This window comes from Winslowiella toletana (assembly GCF_017875465.1).
GTDB classification, from domain to species: domain Bacteria; phylum Pseudomonadota; class Gammaproteobacteria; order Enterobacterales; family Enterobacteriaceae; genus Erwinia; species Erwinia toletana.
In genome coordinates this window covers 4529131-4547142 of sequence record NZ_JAGGMQ010000001.1, presented here as the reverse complement: position 1 = coordinate 4547142, position 18012 = coordinate 4529131, and the positions used below count along the sequence as shown (strand labels likewise).

The following is an 18012-nucleotide window of genomic DNA, read 5'->3' as shown; positions in this document are numbered from 1 at the left end:
ATTTATCGTTTAGTAAATTCAGTTTCAGCAAAGCATCCCTCGCGGCAAACTGAACATGCCGGGGCAATACCACGAGTTAACCCGGCGCAGTCTGAAGCTAAGTAGCCAGCCTGAGGCATATGAACATGACGGCAGGTGCGATATTGCAGGGTTTAACGGTCTTAAGCCTGAAACCAAAGCTCTTAATACGACCTTTTATGATGACCCAATAATCGCAGTCAATTTAAGCACAGCAGTAGCTCAGCGATTTGTTCTGACGGCGGGAAAGAACGCATCAATAACGAGGTAACTGCATGAGTCGGTTATTTGCCTTAATCATTACTGTTTGTCCAGCTGATGGCACAACCTGTGTTGAGGCATTGCTTAACTGGTATGAATCAAAACAATTTTGTGAAGAAGAGATAACAGAACACCGTATATTTACCGGAAATTGTTATTCTTTAGATCGGTAAGATCACGGACAGATGTTTTGATTAATGGTGAAAAGATGGGTTGATTACCCCCTGTGATTAATCGTTTTATAAACCGTTTTGGCAACAATATTGAAGATGTTCTGGCGATACGCTCTGAAGATTTCAGCAGCTTAGCGCCGTCAATCAGACGTTCAAAATCGTAAGTCACGGTTTTCGCTGCGATAGCGCCTGCCATACCTTTTACGATCAGATCGGCTGCTTCGAACCATTCCATATGACGCAGCATAATTACGGCCAATTGATTCTAATAAATCTTTATTTGGGTTCATTGACATGCAGAACGGGCATTCAGAGACGCATTAAAATACTATTATTACCAGTTAGTTAACTGTTTTTTTGCGGAAAGAAAATCGCTGCTTTAGAGGATTTCAATCTCCCGCAACGAAGCTGTAATATGGCATAGTAATGCTGTTCAGACTTTGAACTCCGCATTTAATGTAGGTACAATAAATATGGACATTGTTTTCGACCCGGCAAAGGATGCCAGCAATAAAGAAAAGCATGGCTATTCGTTGTCTGATGCAGAGAAACTCGACTGGAATGAAATGGTCGTTCTGGAAGACGACAGAATGGATTACGGTGAAACTCGCTATGTGGGCATAACCTATGGGCTTGCCCGGCTTGGTGACCGGATTTTTTCGGTTTGTTTCACCGAATCAGACGACTTTCAGACATGCAGGATCATCAGCCTGCGCCTTGCAACTAAACAGGAGGTGAAACGTTATGCCGAAGCTTAAACCCGGCACTATCTTCCCTACAGATGAAGAAGACGCAAAAATCCGTGAAGCTGTGGCGTCTGATCCTGATGCCATGCTTCTGGAAGATCCTGCGAGGAAACTGATACCGCTGAAGTCGCTGCGAGAAAAGAGCGGGCGTGGGCGTCCCGTAGCGGACACTAAAAAGGAAAAAGTAACGATCAGGTTTTCTCCTGACGTTATCGCGGCTTTCCGCGCGACTGGCAGCAACTGGCAGCCTCGTATTGATGCAGCATTGAAGGAGTGGCTAAAAGAACATAATCCTTCTGATGTGAAAATTTGAGATCTGGCTGTGTCGTCTTCCACGGCGCCGCGTTTTAGTGTACTTGTGAGTAAAATTATAATAGAGGATAATATTCCCCAAAACCTCTTGCGAGCATAGGGGCGAAGTTAAGGCCCCTCAATTATTTAGATATTTGAATGCTTAACATTGGCGCACATCAATACGGGAATTTTTATTATTCAGCTAAGAAATTAGCTATATTTTGGTTTCCAAAAAATTTTCTATCGATTAGAAGAACATGTTTCTTTGCAACAAGCTTCTCCAATGGAATATTGGAGAATATCGCATAATCAATCGCGAATCTTTCAAATTTTTCCCCATGCGCCCCCAAAAAATTATAAAACAACATCAAAAATCCATAAGTCCCTTAACTGCCCCATTTCTTCTCTCGTTTATCCATTAAATGGAAATAACCGAGAAAAAACAATCACAGAATATATACCACAGAAGATAATTACACTTAAAATTGCTGTTTTATAAGCCATGTAACACCCATATTACATTACTTATTTTAACCATAGAATTATCGTATAAATCATACTGGCATCGATTTTCACTTCAAACCCTCCTGATGGTTATAATATATTCTTTTCAATATTCTGACTCCAGAATATACAATATTGAAATTATAAAATTTATATACCTTTTGTCTGGCGTTGTAGAATATCCCTGGATTTTCATATGACATAATTCGGGTTTATAAAAAAACACTACAATATGAAATCAGCCAGAAACTGAACTTTTACGATCACCATAAGAAGTGACTTTCCAGAAAAATTCATGATTGAGGTTAAGGTCATTACATTTTACAACCGGTTTTGGCGGAGAGTTTTGGGAAAAGGCCTTAAAACACATCAGGCCAGCCAGAAGTTCCCCCCTGACCGGCCTGATACTGATCAAGCTGAATTACATATGCTTAATCATTGCATCGCCAAACTCTGATGATTTCAGCAGCTTAGCGCCGTCCATCAGACGTTCGAAATCGTAAGTCACGGTTTTCGCTGCGATAGCGCCTTCCATCCCTTTGACGATCAGATCGGCGGCTTCGAACCATTCCATATGACGCAGCATCATTTCTGCCGACAGGATCACTGAACCAGGGTTCACTTTATCCTGACCAGCATACTTCGGTGCCGTACCGTGGGTAGCTTCGAACAGCGCGCACTCGTCACCAATGTTAGCACCCGGAGCAATACCGATACCGCCAACCTGTGCCGCGAGGGCATCAGAAATGTAGTCACCGTTCAGGTTCATACAGGCAATAACGTCATACTCAGCCGGACGCAGCAGGATCTGCTGCAGGAACGCATCGGCGATCACGTCTTTTACCACGATCTCTTTGCCGGTGTTCGGGTTCTTGATTTTCAGCCACGGGCCGCCATCAATCAGTTCACCACCAAACTCTTCACGAGCCAGCTGGTATCCCCAATCTTTAAACGCACCTTCGGTGAATTTCATGATGTTGCCTTTATGTACCAGCGTCACAGAGTCACGATCGTTAGTGATCGCATACTCGATGGCTGCACGAACCAGGCGCTTAGTGCCCTCTTCTGAACACGGCTTGATACCGATACCGCACTGCTCAGAGAAACGGATTTTCTTCACACCCATTTCTTCTTTCAGGAACTTAATCACTTTGTCTGCTTCCGCAGAGCCCGCTTTCCATTCGATACCCGCATAGATATCTTCAGAGTTTTCGCGGAAGATCACCATATCGGTCTCTTCCGGACGTTTTACCGGGCTTGGGGTGCCCTGATAGTAACGGACCGGACGCAGACAGATATAGAGATCGAGTTGCTGACGCAGGGCAACGTTCAGAGAACGAATACCGCCACCGACCGGGGTGGTCAGCGGGCCTTTGATGGCAACGCGATATTCTTTAATCAGATCGAGGGTTTCTTCTGGCAGCCAGACATCCGGGCCATACAGTTCGGTGGACTTCTCACCGGTATAGATCTCCATCCAGGAGATTTTTCGCTCGCCGTTATAGGCTTTCTGTACTGCGGCATCAACCACTTTGATCATCACTGGGGAAACATCAATCCCGATACCATCGCCTTCGATAAAAGGAATGATAGGGTTATTCGGAACAACCAGTTTTCCCTGATCCAGGGTGATTTTTTGACCTTCAGCCGGAACAACTACTTTGCTTTCCATTAACCTCTCCTTCGAGCGCTTTTTTTGTTAATGACTTGTAAGATGCGCGTCAATACTACTCGAATATTAACTCCGCGCCAATCACCTCGGGTTTGCGTTATAATGCGCTTATTGTCACAAACTGCAAAGACCATGCCGAAAACTCCTGTTAAAAATCACCGCGTTAAACGATTCAGCCAGAGTGCTGACGCCCGCCGTGCGCCAAAAGGCCCGCGTCGGGTGCTTGTTTTTAATAAACCTTTTGATGTCCTGCCGCAGTTTACCGATGAAGCGGGACGCGCAACGCTCAAAGATTTTGTCCCGGTAACCGATGTCTACGCCGCGGGTCGTCTTGATCGTGACAGTGAAGGACTGATGGTGCTGACCAACGATGGCGCACTCCAGGCGAAGCTGACGCAACCAGGTAAAAACACCGGAAAGATCTACTATGTTCAGGTGGAAGGCGTGCCGGAAGAGCAGCAACTACAGCCGCTGCGCACTGGGGTTAATCTGAAAGATGGCCCAACCCTGCCAGCAGGCATCGAACGGGTGACCGAACCCGCCTGGTTATGGCCGCGTAATCCGCCGATTCGTGAGCGTAAAGCGATTCCCACCAGCTGGCTGAAAGTCACTTTATACGAAGGCCGTAATCGCCAGGTGCGCCGCATGACGGCGCATATTGGCTTCCCGACGCTGCGGCTGATTCGTTTCGCCATGGGCTCTTTACAGCTGGGCGATCTGCAACCCGGTGAATGGCGCGATATCAGCGCCGACATAAGCAGCTGAAATCGATAACCACAGGTTAACTATCACGGAGAGCACCATGTTTAAACCCCATGTTACCGTCGCCTGTGTGGTGCAGGCCGAAGGACAGCTGCTGGTGGTGGAAGAGACCATTAACGGCGTCGCCACCTGGAATCAGCCTGCGGGCCATCTGGAAGCGGATGAAACCCTGATTCAGGCCGCTGAGCGCGAACTGCTGGAAGAGACCGGCATTCAGGCGTCGCCACAGTGGTTGCTGCGCATTCATCAGTGGATCGCGCCGGATAATACGCCGTTTCTGCGCGTACTGTTCGCCCTCGATTTGCCTTCATGCCTGCCAACGACGCCGCAGGATAGCGATATTGACCGCTGCTGGTGGCTGCCACCGCAACAGATTCTGCAGGCCAGTAATTTGCGTTCGCCGCTGGTAGCGGAAAGCGTACGTATCTGGCAACGCGCAGAGCGCTATCCGCTGGCGCTTTTACAGGCGTTTCAGTGGCCGTTTTGCGAGGGTGCGCCCGCCCGCGACGCGTGATAGAATACGCCGCTTGTTTTATTCCTTATTTCCTTATCGTGAGTGTGTCATGTCTGACAACAGCCAGAAAAAAGTGATCGTCGGTATGTCCGGCGGCGTCGACTCTTCCGTTTCCGCCTGGTTACTGCAACAGCAGGGCTACCAGGTAGAAGGCCTGTTTATGAAAAACTGGGAAGAAGATGACGGTGAGGAGTATTGCACCGCCGCTGAAGATCTGGCTGATGCGCAAGCGGTCTGCGATAAACTGGGCATGCGCCTGCATAAAGTCAACTTTGCCGCCGAGTACTGGGATAATGTGTTTGAACATTTTCTCGAAGAGTATAAAGCCGGTCGCACGCCAAACCCGGATATTCTGTGTAATAAAGAGATCAAATTCAAAGCCTTCCTTGAATTCGCCGCAGAAGATCTTGGCGCGGACTTTATTGCTACCGGCCACTATGTGCGCCGCCAGGATGTCGATGGTAAAAGCCGCCTGCTGCGCGGATTCGACGACAATAAAGATCAGAGCTACTTCCTCTATACCTTAAGCCATCAGCAAATTGCCCAGAGCCTGTTCCCGGTTGGCGAACTGGCGAAACCGGAAGTGCGTCGCATTGCTGAAGAGCTGGATCTGATCACCGCGAAGAAAAAAGACTCCACCGGTATCTGTTTTATCGGCGAGCGTAAATTCCGCGATTTCCTGGGCCGCTATCTGCCTGCGCAGCCCGGCGCGATTGTCACTGTCGATGGTCAGACCGTCGGCGAACATCAGGGTCTGATGTACCATACCCTCGGTCAGCGTAAAGGACTGGGTATTGGCGGCATGAAAGAGAGCAACGACGACCCATGGTATGTAGTGGACAAAGATGTCGCCAGTAACCTGCTGGTTGTCGCCCAGGGCGGCGAGCATCCGCGCCTGATGTCGGTTGGCCTGATTGCCCGTCAGCTGGACTGGGTCGACCGTGAAAATCTGCGCGAACCGCTACGCTGCGTGGTTAAAACCCGCTATCGTCAGGCGGATATTCCTTGTGTGATCACCCCGCTGGATGACGATACGATTGAAGTGCGTTTTGACCAACCGGTTGCCGCGGTTACTCCCGGTCAGTCAGCGGTCTTTTATCTGGATGATGTCTGCCTTGGTGGCGGCATCATTGAACAGCGTTTACCGCTACTGTAGGCCGGGGCGGCGTTCTCACCGCCCGTGCCGATGAATTGCACAGCATCAAATGCGCGCGACGCGTAAACAGGAGTAACCGTGGCTAAGAACTATTACGATATCACGTTAGCGATGGCTGGCATCTGTCAGTCGGCGCATCTGGTGCAACAGCTGGCGCATCAGGGGCATTGCGACAGCGAAATTCTGAAGGTTTCGCTGCAAAGTTTACTGGATTTAAATCCGTCATCCACGCTGGCGGTATATGGTAATAACGAAGCTAATCTGCGCTTTGGCCTCGAAAGCATGCTGGCGATCCTGAATACCAGCAACCGTCAGGGGCTGGGAGCCGAACTGACGCGTTACACGCTGAGCCTGATGGTGCTGGAGCGTAAGCTCAACAGCAATAAGTCGGCGCTGAATGAGCTGGCCAGCCGCATCTCCCAGCTTGATCGCCAGCTGGCGCATTATGAGCTGGAATCCGAAACGCTGATGAGCGCGATGGCGGCGATTTACGTCGATGTTATCAGCCCGCTCGGACCGCGCATTCAGGTCACCGGTTCGCCGGCAGTGTTACAGAACTCACAGATCCAGAGCAAAGTGCGCGCCACTCTGCTGGCGGGTATTCGTTCTGCGGTGCTGTGGCAGCAGGTTGGCGGTGGCCGCCTGCAGTTAATGTTTTCCCGCAATCGCCTTGCGAATGAAGCAAAAAGAATTTTAGCCAATATCACCCCGGCAGATATCCCGGCCGAATAGCGCCGGGTATTCAGCCCAATACCTTGTTAACGATCCAGGAGTTGCACTGATGGAATTATCCTCTCTGACCGCCGTCTCACCTGTCGATGGTCGTTACGGCGACAAAGTCAGCCCGCTGCGCGCTATTTTCAGCGAATACGGTTTGCTGAAGTTCCGCGTTGAGGTTGAAGTTCGCTGGTTACAGAAACTGGCCGCGACCGCAGAGATCAAGGAAGTTCCTGCATTTGACGCCGACGCAAACGCTTACCTTGACGCTATTGTCGCTAATTTCAATGAAGATGACGCCGCGCGCATTAAAACCATTGAGCGCACCACCAACCACGATGTCAAAGCGGTTGAGTATTTTCTGAAAGAGAAAGTGGAGTCAGTGCCTGCGCTGCATGCGGTTTCTGAGTTTATTCACTTCGCCTGCACCTCTGAAGATATCAATAACCTGTCGCACGCGCTGATGCTGGAAACCGCACGCCGTGATGTTATCACGCCGTACTGGCAGAAGCTGATTGCCGCCGTGAAAGATCTGGCGTTGCAATATCGCGATATTCCCCTGCTCTCCCGCACCCATGGTCAGCCTGCTACGCCTTCAACCTTAGGCAAAGAGATGGCTAATGTGGCTTACCGTATGGAACGCCAGCTGCGCCAGCTGGAGCGGGTTGAAGTGCTGGGTAAAATCAACGGCGCGGTAGGCAACTATAACGCCCATATCGCCGCCTACCCGGAAGTGGACTGGCATCAGCTGAGTGAAGCGTTTGTCACTTCACTGGGCATTACCTGGAACCCGTACACCACCCAGATTGAGCCGCACGACTATATTGCTGAGCTGTTTGACTGCATGGCGCGCTTTAACACCATCCTGATCGATTTTGATCGCGATGTGTGGGGCTACATTGCGCTGAATCACTTTAAACAGAAAACCATTGCCGGTGAGATTGGTTCTTCCACCATGCCGCATAAAGTTAACCCGATTGACTTCGAAAACTCCGAAGGCAACCTGGGGCTGGCGAATGCGGTAATGCAGCATCTGGCCAGCAAACTGCCAGTCTCCCGCTGGCAGCGCGATCTGACGGACTCCACCGTGCTGCGTAACCTTGGTGTGGGTGTCGGCTACGCGCTGATCGCCTATCAGGCCACACTAAAAGGCATCTCCAAGCTGGAAGTGAACCGCGACCGTCTGCTGGACGAGCTGGATCATAACTGGGAAGTGCTGGCTGAGCCGATTCAGACTGTGATGCGCCGTTACGGCATTGAAAAACCTTATGAGAAGCTGAAAGAGCTGACGCGCGGCAAACGCGTGGATGCGGCGGGCATGCAGACCTTTATCGACAGCCTGGCGCTGCCGGAAGAGGAGAAAACCCGCCTGAAACAGATGACACCGGCAAATTATATCGGTCGGGCTATTCAGATGGTTGATGATCTGAAATAATGTCCGGTGGGCTGGCGCAAGTCAGCCCATGTTAACCTGTTGTTTAGCTGCTTTAACCTATACTCGGCATATATTATTAGTGTTTTCATAAAGGAAAGGCTTATGCGCGTGTTGGTTGTAGAAGACAATGCCCTGCTGCGTCATCACCTGGCAGTACAGCTGCGGGATATGGGACATCAGGTTGATGCCGCTGAAGATGCCAAAGAAGCGGATTATTTTCTCAATGAACATACCCCGGATATCACACTGGTGGATTTGGGTCTGCCCGATGAAGATGGCATGACGCTGATACGCCGCTGGCGCACGCAGGAAGTGAAGCAGCCAATCCTGGTGCTGACCGCCCGTGATGGCTGGCAGGCCAAAGTGGCTGCGCTGGAAGCTGGCGCCGATGACTATGTCACCAAACCTTTTCATATTGAAGAAGTGGTTGCGCGTATGCAGGCGCTGATGCGCCGCAACAGCGGGCTCGCCTCGCAGATTATTACGCTGCCCCCCTTCCAGGTCGATCTGTCACGTCGTGAACTGACCATCAATGAGCAGCAAATTAAGCTGACCGCCTTTGAATACACCATTATTGAAACGCTTATCCGTAATAACGGTAAAGTCGTCAGCAAAGATTCGCTGATGCTGCAACTCTATCCGGATGCTGAACTGCGTGAAAGCCACACCATTGACGTGTTAATGGGGCGTCTGCGAAAGAAAATCCTCGCGGAATACCCGCAAGACGTGATCACCACTGTCCGCGGTCAGGGCTACCGCTTCGACCTCTGAGCAATGTCACTACTGCGACGCTTTATCCCTTACTCCCTGCGCGCCCGATTCCTGCTGGCAACCGCCGCGGTAGTGCTGGTTCTTTCACTCTCCTACGGCATGGTGGCAGTTGTTGGGTATGTGGTCAGTTTTGATAAAAATACCTATCGGGTGATGCGGGGTGAAAGCAATCTGTTCTTTACCCTCGCACAGTGGCAGGATGGCAAACTATCCATCGCTCAGCCGGAGCGTATGACGCTTAACTTTCCGACGCTGGTGTTTATCTATGACGAACGCGGTCGCCTGCTGTGGCAACAGCGTGATGTGCCGGAAATCAGCAATAAGATAAAGCCAGAATGGTTGCGTAAGCCTGACTTCTACGAAATCGATACCAACAGCAGCACCAGCCGCGAAGCGCTGGGCAATAACAAAGATGCGCAAAGCAAACTGCATGCCTACGACGATGACGGCAGCAGCTCCTTTACCCACTCGGTGGCTGTCAACCGCTACGATGCCACTACCAACCTGCCCGCGCTGACCATTGTTGTAGTGGATTCGATTCCGCAAGAGCTGCAGCAGTCGGATATGGTCTGGGTGTGGTTTAACTATGTGCTGCTGGTAAATCTGCTGCTGGTGATCCCCTTGCTGTGGCTGGCGGCGCACTGGAGTTTGCGACCGATTGGCGAACTGGCCAGCCAGGTGCGCGAACTGGAAACCGGCATCCGTGAAACGCTTGATCCTTATCCACCTCAGGAACTGCGCAGTCTGGTACGCAACCTCAACCTGCTGCTGGATAACGAGCGCCAGCGCTATACCCGCTACCGCACCACCCTTTCCGATCTGGCACACAGCCTGAAAACGCCCCTGTCGGTGCTGCAAAGTACTCTGCGATCGCTGCGCGGCAGCAAAACGTATTCGATTGAGCAAGCCGAGCCGCTAATGCTGGAGCAAATCAGCCGTATTTCACAGCAAATTGGCTACTATCTGCATCGCGCCAGTATGCAGGCGGATCACAATCCGCTGAAGCGCGAGCTGCATTCAGTCTCCGCGTTGCTCGACAGCCTCTGTTCGGCACTCAATAAAGTCTACCAGCGTAAAGGGGTCTCGCTGACGCTGGATCTGTCGCCGGAAATCACTTTTGTCGGCGACCCGACCGACTTTATGGAAGTGATGGGTAACGTGCTCGATAACGCCTGCAAATATTGCCTGGAATTTGTTGAGATCTCCGCCCGCCAGACTGATAACGCGCTTTACCTTATCGTTGAGGATGACGGGCCGGGCATTCCGGAAAGCAAACGCGACCTGATTTTTCTGCGCGGTCAGCGCGCCGATACCATGCGTCCCGGTCAGGGCTTAGGTTTAGCAGTAGCGCGCGATATTCTGGAACAATATGATGGCGATATTCTCACCGGCGTCAGTGAACTGGGCGGCGCACGCATGGAGGTGGTGTTCCAGCGTCAGGAAGTGGTGCACAGCGGCGAATAACGAAAGCCGCACTGCAACTTAAGATGCGAAGGTATATACTTCCAGCAAATTACCGCCTGAACTGGAACGTTATTATGGATTATCAGCTTGATCTTAACTGGCCCGATTTTATTCAACGCTACTGGCAGAAACGCCCGGTAGTGCTTAAGCGCGGCTTTAAAAATTTTGTCGATCCTATCTCTCCCGATGAACTGGCCGGTCTGGCGATGGAAAATGAAGTCGACAGCCGCTTAGTCAGCCATCAGGATGGCAAATGGCAGGTCAGCCATGGCCCGTTTGAGAGCTATGACCACCTCGGCGAGAATAACTGGTCGCTGCTGGTGCAGGCGGTGGATCACTGGCACGAACCTTCGGCAGCGCTGATGCGCCCTTTCCGCTTTCTGCCTGACTGGCGTACCGACGATCTGATGATCTCTTTCTCTGTGCCGGGCGGCGGCGTCGGTCCTCATTTCGATCAGTATGACGTGTTTATTGTGCAGGGCACCGGCCGCCGTCGCTGGCGTGTCGGCGAGAAGCAGCCACTGAAACAGCACTGCCCGCATCCGGACCTGCTACAGGTCGAGCCATTTGACGCCATTATCGATGAAGAGCTGGAACCGGGCGATATTCTCTATATTCCACCGGGTTTCCCGCATGAAGGCTACTCGCTGGAAAACGCCATTAACTATTCCGTGGGTTTCCGCGCCCCAAGCGGACGTGAACTGATCAGCGGCTTCGCGGATTATGTACTGGCGCATGAACTGGGCAGTTATCGCTTTAGCGATCCGGATGTTGCCACGCGCGATCGTCCGGCCGATATCCTGCCGCAGGAGATCGACGGCATCCGCCAGATGATGCTGGATGTGATTAATCAGCCAGAACACTTTAACCAGTGGTTTGGCGAGTTTATTTCGCAATCCCGTCATGAACTGGATGTGGCGCCGCCGGAACCGCCTTACCAGCCGGATGAGATTTACGACGCCTTGCAGCAGGGCGATACCCTGACGCGCCTCGGAGGCCTGCGCGTGCTGTGCATTGGCAATGCGGTGTTTATCAATGGCGAACCGCTGGAGAGCGCACATACGGAAGCACTGGCCGCGCTGGCCAACCAGTTAACACTCGGACTGGATGCGTTTGGCGACGCGCTGGACGATCCGTCATTCCTCGCCCAGCTGGCGGCGCTGGTAAACAGCGGCTACTGGTATTTCGGCGACGAATAAACTACCAGGGCGGCGCTAATGCCGCCCTGACTTATTTCCGCACTGCCGCCAGTTGCGCTATGCGCATAATCACCGCCACGGTCTTTTCCATATTATCCAGTGAGGCGAACTCATGTTTGCCATGATAGTTATAGCCACCGGTAAAGATATTCGGGCAAGGTAGCCCTTTAAACGACAGACTGGCGCCGTCCGTGCCGCCACGAATCGGTTTCACTTCCGGCTCAATATCACAATCACGCATCGCCTGTAGCGCCAGCTCGATAATATGCGGATGGGCTTCCACCTTCGTGCGCATATTGTAATAACTGTCTTCCAGCGTGACTTCAATCGCGCAATTCGCCGTTAAACCGCGGCTCAGACGTTTACCAATATCCTGCAGCGTTTTTTTGCGCGCGGCAAAATTATCCGCATCGAAATCGCGCACTATATAGTGCAGTTCGGCACGTTCGACGCTGCCCTTTATCTGATGCAGATGATAAAAACCTTCGTACCCGGCGGTGTGTTCCGGTGTTTCCTGCGCCGGAACTTCGTGATGAAAACGCATCGCCAGCTCCAGCGCATTGACCATCACCCCTTTGGCAGAACCCGGATGGACATTATTGCCGGTAATCCTGATGGTAGCTGAAGCGGCATTAAAATTTTCAAATTCAAATTCGCCGACACCACCACCATCAATGGTGTAAGCCCAGTCAGCGCCAAACGCCGCCACGTCGAAATGGGCGGTGCCCTTGCCAATCTCTTCATCCGGGGTAAACGCCACACAGATCTTGCCGTGCGGGATATCGCCCTGCATCAGCCGCGCCATGGCGGTCATAATTTCGGCGACACCGGCTTTATCATCCGCGCCGAGCAGCGTTTTGCCGTCGGTGGTAATCAGCGTATGACCAGTCAGCTGGTGCAGCACCGGAAACATCACCGGCGACAGGATCTCTTCACCGCTGCCCAGCGCGATATCGCCGCCGCGGTAGTTCTCCACAATCTGCGGATTAACGTTTTTCGCGGTGAAATCGGGCGAGGTATCCATATGCGCGATAAAACCGATCGCTGGCGTTGGCCACGCCACATTGGCTGGCATACTGGCCATCACGCAGCCATATTCACTCAGCGTGACATCCTGAAAACCCAGTTGCCGTAACTCGTTCTGTAGTACTTCCGCCAGCCGCCACTGGCCGTCAGTACTGGGAACCTGGCGGGCATGACTTTTTGATTGCGTATCGTAAGAAACGTAGTGTAAAAAGCGATCGAGTAATCTGTCCATCTGTCGTCCCTCTGAGTGCCTGCCGATTATTATGCTGAGCCTTGCCAGTGAAAGTATTGCGTAAAGTCATAAGCGGCTAACGTTAATATGGATTTATTAGCATAACGTTAGTCCAGATTAGCACTGCGTGGAGTGACTGCGATTCGCATCATTATTTTATTGTCAGCAATTAGCTATAACTAACCATCGCGATCAGATGGCTAAAATTGCCGCAAAAGCCACGAATCAGGCAACATTGGCTTCGCCCGCAGGCTTTACTCAGGCGGGCTGCGACTTTTTCAGGTATCATCGCACCCCCAAATTTTAAACCTGGCAGCGAAGATGATGAAAACCCACGCGCGCAAGCCACTGGTCACGCTTTCCTCGATTGGCAAAGCGTTTGACGGCAAAGAAATTATCGCCGACTTCAACCTCACCATTAATCATGGCGAGTTTATTACGCTGCTTGGTCCGTCAGGCTGCGGCAAAACCACCATTCTGCGTCTGATTGCCGGACTGGAAAACGCCGATCGCGGCGACATAGTGCTGGACAACGAAACCATCACCGACACCCCGGCGGAACACCGCCATATCAATACCGTATTTCAGAGTTATGCGCTGTTTCCGCATATGACAGTATTTGAAAACGTCGCCTTTGGTCTGCGTATGCAGAAAACGCCGGCGGCAGAGATTATCAGCCGGGTTAATGACGCGCTGGCAATGGTGCAGCTGGATCAGTTTGCCCAACGCCGCCCGCATCAGCTCTCCGGCGGCCAGCAGCAACGTGTGGCCATCGCCCGTGCGGTGGTCAACCGGCCAAAAGTGTTGCTGCTTGATGAGTCCCTGTCGGCGCTCGACTATAAGCTGCGTAAGCAGATGCAGAACGAACTGAAAGCATTGCAGCGCAAACTGGGCATCACCTTTATTTTTGTCACCCACGATCAGGAAGAGGCGCTGACCATGTCAGATCGCATCGTGGTGATGCGTGACGGACGTATTGAGCAGGACGGCACGCCGCGTGAAATCTATGAAGAGCCGCGCAACCTGTTTGTCGCCCGCTTTATTGGCGAAATTAACGTCTTTGACGCCGAGGTGATCGCCGATCTCGGTCATCAGCGCGTGCGTGCGCGCGTCGAAGGACGTGAGTGCGATATTCAGGTGCCTTTCGCGGTGCAACCCGGCGAGCGACTGCATGTGTTGTTGCGTCCGGAAGATCTGCGGGTGGAAGAGATCAATGATGACAATACCATTGACGGCCTGATTGGCTACGTGCGTGAGCGTAACTACAAAGGCATGACGCTGGAATCGACCGTCGAGCTGGAAAATGGCAAGCTGGTCACCGTCAGTGAATTTTTTAACGAAGATGATCCCGATTTCGACCACTCGCTGAATCAGAAGATGGCGGTGAACTGGGTTGAAAGCTGGGAAGTGGTGTTGAAAGATGAAAACGACGCGTAATCGCTTACAGAAAGGGGTGATTCTGACCGTAGTCAGCTGGCTGGTGCTGTTTGTCTTTCTGCCCAATCTGATGATTTTCGCCACCAGCTTTCTCACCCGTGATGACAGCAGTTTTGTGAAGCTGGTTTTTACCCTTGATAATTACAGCCGCCTCGCCGATCCGCTCTACGCCTCGGTGTTGCTGCACTCGCTGAATATGGCGCTTATCGCCACCCTCTGCTGTCTGCTGCTCGGCTACCCTTTCGCCTGGTGTCTGACCCGTCTGCCCGCACGTCTGCGCCCGCTGATGCTGTTTCTGCTGATTGTGCCATTCTGGACGAACTCGCTGATCCGCATTTACGGTCTGAAAATATTTCTCAGCACCCGCGGCTGGCTGAACGATTTTCTGTTATGGCTGGGTGTGATCGATAAACCTTTCAGCATTATGTACAGCTCGGAAGCGGTAGTGCTGGGGCTGGTCTATATTCTGCTGCCGTTTATGGTTATGCCGCTCTATTCCAGCCTGGAAAAGCTGGATAAACCGCTGCTCGAAGCGGCGCGCGATCTCGGCGCCAGCAAACTGCAGACCTTTATTCGCATTATTCTGCCGCTGACGATGCCGGGGATTGTCGCCGGTTGTCTGCTGGTGCTGCTACCGGCGATGGGGCTGTTTTTTGTCTCGGATCTGATGGGCGGCGCGAAAAACCTGCTAATCGGCAATGTGATTAAAAGTCAGTTCCTTAATATCCGCGACTGGCCGTTCGGTGCCGCCACCAGCGTGGTGCTGACGCTGATTATGGGACTGATGTTGCTGATTTACTGGCGGGCTGCACGTCTGCTGAATAATAAGGTGGTGCCAGAATGATCGCGCGCTGGTTACGCGGCGGCTTTATGGCCGTTATTTACGCCTGGTTATATATCCCGATTGGCATTCTGATTATTAACTCGTTTAATCAATCCCGCTTCGGTATCAACTGGCAGGGTTTCAGCACCCGGTGGTATAGCCTGCTGCTGAATAACGACAGTCTGATTGAAGCGGCAAAACATTCGCTGACCATGGGCGTCCTCTCCGCCACGTTCGCCACGCTGATTGGCTCGCTGACGGCGGTGGCGCTCTATCGCTACCGTTTCCGCGGTAAGCCTTTTGTCGGCGGTATGCTGTTTGTGGTGATGATGTCACCGGATATTGTAATGGCGATCTCCCTGCTGGTGCTGTTTATGCTGCTGGGCATTTCCCTCGGCTTCTGGTCGCTGCTGTTTTCCCATATCACCTTCTGCCTGCCGTTTGTGGTGATCACCGTGTTCTCGCGGCTGAAAGGCTTTGATGTGCGGATGCTGGAAGCGGCGAAAGATCTGGGTGCCAGCGAACTGACAATTCTGCGTAAAATCATTCTGCCGCTGGCGCTGCCGGCGGTGGCGGCGGGCTGGTTGCTGAGCTTTACGCTGTCGATGGATGATGTGGTGGTTTCATCATTTGTCACCGGCCCCAGCTACGAGATTTTACCGCTGAAGATCTATTCAATGGTCAAAGTGGGCGTCTCGCCAGAGGTTAATGCGCTGGCCACCATTCTGATGCTGCTGTCACTGCTGATGGTTGCCGCCAGCCAGCTGTTGCTGCGTGATAAAACCCGTCGGGTGGTTGCGCCTTGACCCCTCAGCCCGCTGGCATATAATCGCGGCGATAATAAATCGGGGCTGCGACGGCGTGCAGTCCCAACCTTTGGGAGAAATGATAATGAAAAGATGGTCACACTGGCTGATGGCCGGGGCGCTGGCGTTAGGTTTACAGAGCGCACAGGCGGACGACAGTAAAACTCTCTATTTCTACAACTGGACGGAATATGTGCCGCCCGGACTGCTGGAGCAGTTTACCAAAGAGACCGGTATCAAGGTGATCTACTCCACCTATGAATCCAACGAAAGTATGTACGCCAAGCTGAAGACCTATAAAGACGGCGCCTACGATCTGGTGGTGCCGTCAACCTACTTTGTGGCCAAAATGCGCAACGAAGGCATGATCCAGAAGATTGATAAAAGTAAGCTTAGCAACTTCCATAACCTCGATCCGCTGCTGCTGAATAAGTCTTTTGATCCCAATAACGACTATTCAATCCCCTATATCTGGGGCGCCACGGCTATCGGCCTGAACAGCGATGTGATTGATCCCAAAAGCGTTACCCGCTGGGCCGACCTGTGGAAACCGGAATATAAACAGAGCCTGCTGCTGACCGATGATGCGCGTGAAGTGTTCCAGATCGCGCTGCGTAAGCTGGGCTACTCGGGCAACAGTAAAGACCCTGAGCAGATTGAAGCCGCTTATACCGAGCTGAAAAAACTGATGCCGAATGTGCTGACTTTTAACTCGGACAACCCGGGTAATCCTTATATGGAAGGTGAAGTGAATCTCGGCATGGTATGGAATGGGTCGGCTTATGTCGCCCGGCAGGCAGGCACGCCATTGCAAATCATCTGGCCGGAAGAAGGCGGTATTTTCTGGATGGACAGCCTGTCGATCCCGGCGAATGCGAAAAACGTCGACGGCGCGCTGAAGCTGATTAACTTCCTGCTGCGCCCGGATGTGGCGGCTCAGGTCGCAGAAACCATCGGTTATCCGACGCCAAACCTGGCGGCGAAGAAGCTGCTGCCAAAAGAGGTTTCCGGCGATCCGTCACTCTATCCCGGCGATGAGGTGATTAAAAAAGGCGAATGGCAGGATGATGTCGGCGACGCCAGCATTCAGTACGAGACGCTGTTCCAGAAGTTAAAAGCAGGACGCTAATTGCAAGGGGAGCCAGCACGGCTCCCCTTTAATTTATTTATACAGCCCCAGTAAAAACGTCCGCACATACAGCGGCACCACTTCGCTGGCTAAACCGTATTTTTTCTCTTCAAACTCACTACCCACCTGGCTTGGCTCCAGATTCAGCTCAACGGTATGCGCACCCTGTAAGCGAGCTTCATGGACGAAGCCGGCCGCCGGATAGACATGGCCTGAGGTGCCAATGGCAATAAAGTAGTTCGCCTTTTCAATCGCCTGATAGATCTCTTCCATCTCCAGCGGCATCTCGCCAAACCACACCACATGCGGGCGTAACCGGTTGGGGAACTGACAGCAGTGGCAGCGATCGCCAGGATTAACATCTTCAAGCCACTCAAAAATCTGCCCGCTGCCCGGGCAGCGCACTTTCAGCAGCTCGCCGTGCATATGAATCACCCGTTCGCTACCGGCGCGTTCATGCAGGTTATCGATATTCTGCGTCACCAGCAGAAAGTTATCGCCCAGCGCCGCTTCCAGTTCCGCCAGCGCCTGATGGGCGGCATTGGGCTGGATTTCCGACTGTTGCAGCTGGCGGCGACGTGCATTGTAAAATGCCTGCACCCTCTCCGGATCGCGCGCAAAGCCTTCCGGCGTGGCGATATCTTCCACCCGATGCTCTTCCCACAAACCATCATCGGCGCGGAAAGTGCGAATCCCGGATTCAGCGGAAATACCCGCACCGGTCAGGATCACCACACGTGGCAGCGGATGGGCCAGCAGTTCCGCAGTGCGATCGCGCTCAAAAATGCGCTGGCGAAAACGTTGATGGATCTGGCGCTTAGTCTTCTTGTAGCGTGCGAGTCGCAGTCGGCGACGGGGTGTGCGCATAAAAGC

General features: G+C 52.4%; 18 protein-coding genes and 1 pseudogene. 15 read left to right on the top strand and 4 right to left on the bottom strand.

The annotated features are described in order from the left end of the window. Positions 1-293: 293 nt before the first annotated feature. Positions 294-452, top strand: a complete 159-nt coding sequence (locus tag J2125_RS25325) for a DUF1482 family protein (RefSeq protein ID WP_157819454.1) — start codon at positions 294-296, stop codon at positions 450-452. Positions 453-564: 112 nt separating this feature from the next. On the opposite strand, the pseudogene J2125_RS25055 reads toward J2125_RS25325, so the two are convergent. Beyond that, positions 565-708: pseudogene (locus J2125_RS25055) on the bottom strand (NADP-dependent isocitrate dehydrogenase); the annotation flags it as partial. A 217-nt stretch (positions 709-925) separates the two neighbouring features. On the opposite strand from J2125_RS25055, the gene J2125_RS21305 reads away from it, so the two are divergent. Both J2125_RS21305 and J2125_RS21300 read left to right on the top strand, forming a co-directional pair. Next, positions 926-1210, top strand: a complete 285-nt coding sequence (locus J2125_RS21305; protein WP_017801920.1) for a BrnT family toxin — start codon at positions 926-928, stop codon at positions 1208-1210. Then, positions 1197-1511 (top strand): BrnA antitoxin family protein, encoded by a 315-nt coding sequence (locus J2125_RS21300; RefSeq protein WP_017801919.1) that lies wholly within the window; start codon positions 1197-1199, stop codon positions 1509-1511. Before J2125_RS21305 ends, J2125_RS21300 begins: the two co-directional genes overlap by 14 nt. 906 nt (positions 1512-2417) lie before the next feature. Here the strand turns inward: J2125_RS21300 and icd are convergent. Next, entirely contained in the window at positions 2418-3668 is a 1251-nt protein-coding gene (icd, locus tag J2125_RS21295) for an NADP-dependent isocitrate dehydrogenase (protein ID WP_017801917.1), read from the bottom strand. A gap of 132 nt (positions 3669-3800) precedes the next feature. Here icd and rluE point away from each other — a divergent pair, with 132 nt between their 5' ends. From rluE to J2125_RS21255, 8 genes are all read left to right on the top strand, one after another. After that, positions 3801-4433 (top strand): 23S rRNA pseudouridine(2457) synthase RluE, encoded by a 633-nt coding sequence (rluE, locus tag J2125_RS21290; RefSeq protein ID WP_017801916.1) that lies wholly within the window; start codon positions 3801-3803, stop codon positions 4431-4433. Between the two features lie 37 nt (positions 4434-4470). After that, a complete protein-coding gene (locus J2125_RS21285; protein WP_017801915.1) occupies positions 4471-4944 on the top strand; it encodes an NUDIX domain-containing protein in 474 nt (157 codons plus the stop codon). Positions 4945-4993: 49 nt separating this feature from the next. Further along, positions 4994-6100, top strand: coding sequence for a tRNA 2-thiouridine(34) synthase MnmA (gene mnmA / locus J2125_RS21280; protein WP_017801914.1), 1107 nt, complete (start codon positions 4994-4996; stop codon positions 6098-6100). 78 nt (positions 6101-6178) lie between these two features. Beyond that, complete coding sequence (gene hflD, locus J2125_RS21275) at positions 6179-6832, top strand: high frequency lysogenization protein HflD (RefSeq protein ID WP_017801913.1); 654 nt, start codon at positions 6179-6181, stop codon at positions 6830-6832. A 49-nt stretch (positions 6833-6881) separates the two neighbouring features. Further along, the gene (gene purB, locus J2125_RS21270; RefSeq protein WP_017801912.1) at positions 6882-8252 is read left to right on the top strand and encodes an adenylosuccinate lyase; all 1371 of its coding nucleotides are present in this window, start codon (positions 6882-6884) and stop codon (positions 8250-8252) included. Between the two features lie 102 nt (positions 8253-8354). After that, a complete protein-coding gene (gene phoP / locus J2125_RS21265) occupies positions 8355-9023 on the top strand; it encodes a two-component system response regulator PhoP (RefSeq protein WP_017801911.1) in 669 nt (222 codons plus the stop codon). Between the two features lie 3 nt (positions 9024-9026). Further along, on the top strand, positions 9027-10487 hold the full coding sequence (gene phoQ, locus J2125_RS21260) for a two-component system sensor histidine kinase PhoQ (protein WP_017801910.1): 1461 nt from the start codon (positions 9027-9029) through the stop codon (positions 10485-10487). 74 nt (positions 10488-10561) lie between these two features. After that, positions 10562-11686 carry a ribosomal protein uL16 3-hydroxylase gene (locus J2125_RS21255; protein WP_017801909.1) on the top strand — a complete coding sequence of 375 codons (1125 nt, stop codon included), beginning with the start codon at positions 10562-10564 and terminating at the stop codon, positions 11684-11686. A gap of 31 nt (positions 11687-11717) precedes the next feature. Here the strand turns inward: J2125_RS21255 and pepT are convergent, their stop codons facing one another. Beyond that, positions 11718-12944, bottom strand: coding sequence for a peptidase T (gene pepT, locus J2125_RS21250; protein WP_017801908.1), 1227 nt, complete (start codon positions 12942-12944; stop codon positions 11718-11720). A gap of 321 nt (positions 12945-13265) precedes the next feature. Here pepT and potA point away from each other — a divergent pair, with 321 nt between their 5' ends. The 4 genes from potA (at position 13266) to potD (ending at position 17139) form a co-directional block, all read left to right on the top strand. After that, positions 13266-14381, top strand: a complete 1116-nt coding sequence (gene potA, locus J2125_RS21245; protein WP_017801907.1) for a spermidine/putrescine ABC transporter ATP-binding protein PotA — start codon at positions 13266-13268, stop codon at positions 14379-14381. Then, positions 14365-15225, top strand: coding sequence for a spermidine/putrescine ABC transporter permease PotB (potB, locus tag J2125_RS21240; protein ID WP_017801906.1), 861 nt, complete (start codon positions 14365-14367; stop codon positions 15223-15225). The genes potA and potB overlap by 17 nt, the downstream gene beginning before the upstream one ends. After that, positions 15222-16010 (top strand): spermidine/putrescine ABC transporter permease PotC, encoded by a 789-nt coding sequence (potC, locus tag J2125_RS21235; protein WP_017801905.1) that lies wholly within the window; start codon positions 15222-15224, stop codon positions 16008-16010. Before potB ends, potC begins: the two co-directional genes overlap by 4 nt. 85 nt (positions 16011-16095) lie before the next feature. After that, on the top strand, positions 16096-17139 hold the full coding sequence (gene potD, locus J2125_RS21230; protein ID WP_017801904.1) for a spermidine/putrescine ABC transporter substrate-binding protein PotD: 1044 nt from the start codon (positions 16096-16098) through the stop codon (positions 17137-17139). Positions 17140-17172: 33 nt separating this feature from the next. Here potD and cobB read toward each other — a convergent pair whose 3' ends face one another. Next, positions 17173-18006 carry a Sir2 family NAD+-dependent deacetylase gene (gene cobB, locus J2125_RS21225; protein WP_017801903.1) on the bottom strand — a complete coding sequence of 278 codons (834 nt, stop codon included), beginning with the start codon at positions 18004-18006 and terminating at the stop codon, positions 17173-17175. Positions 18007-18012: the final 6 nt, after the last annotated feature.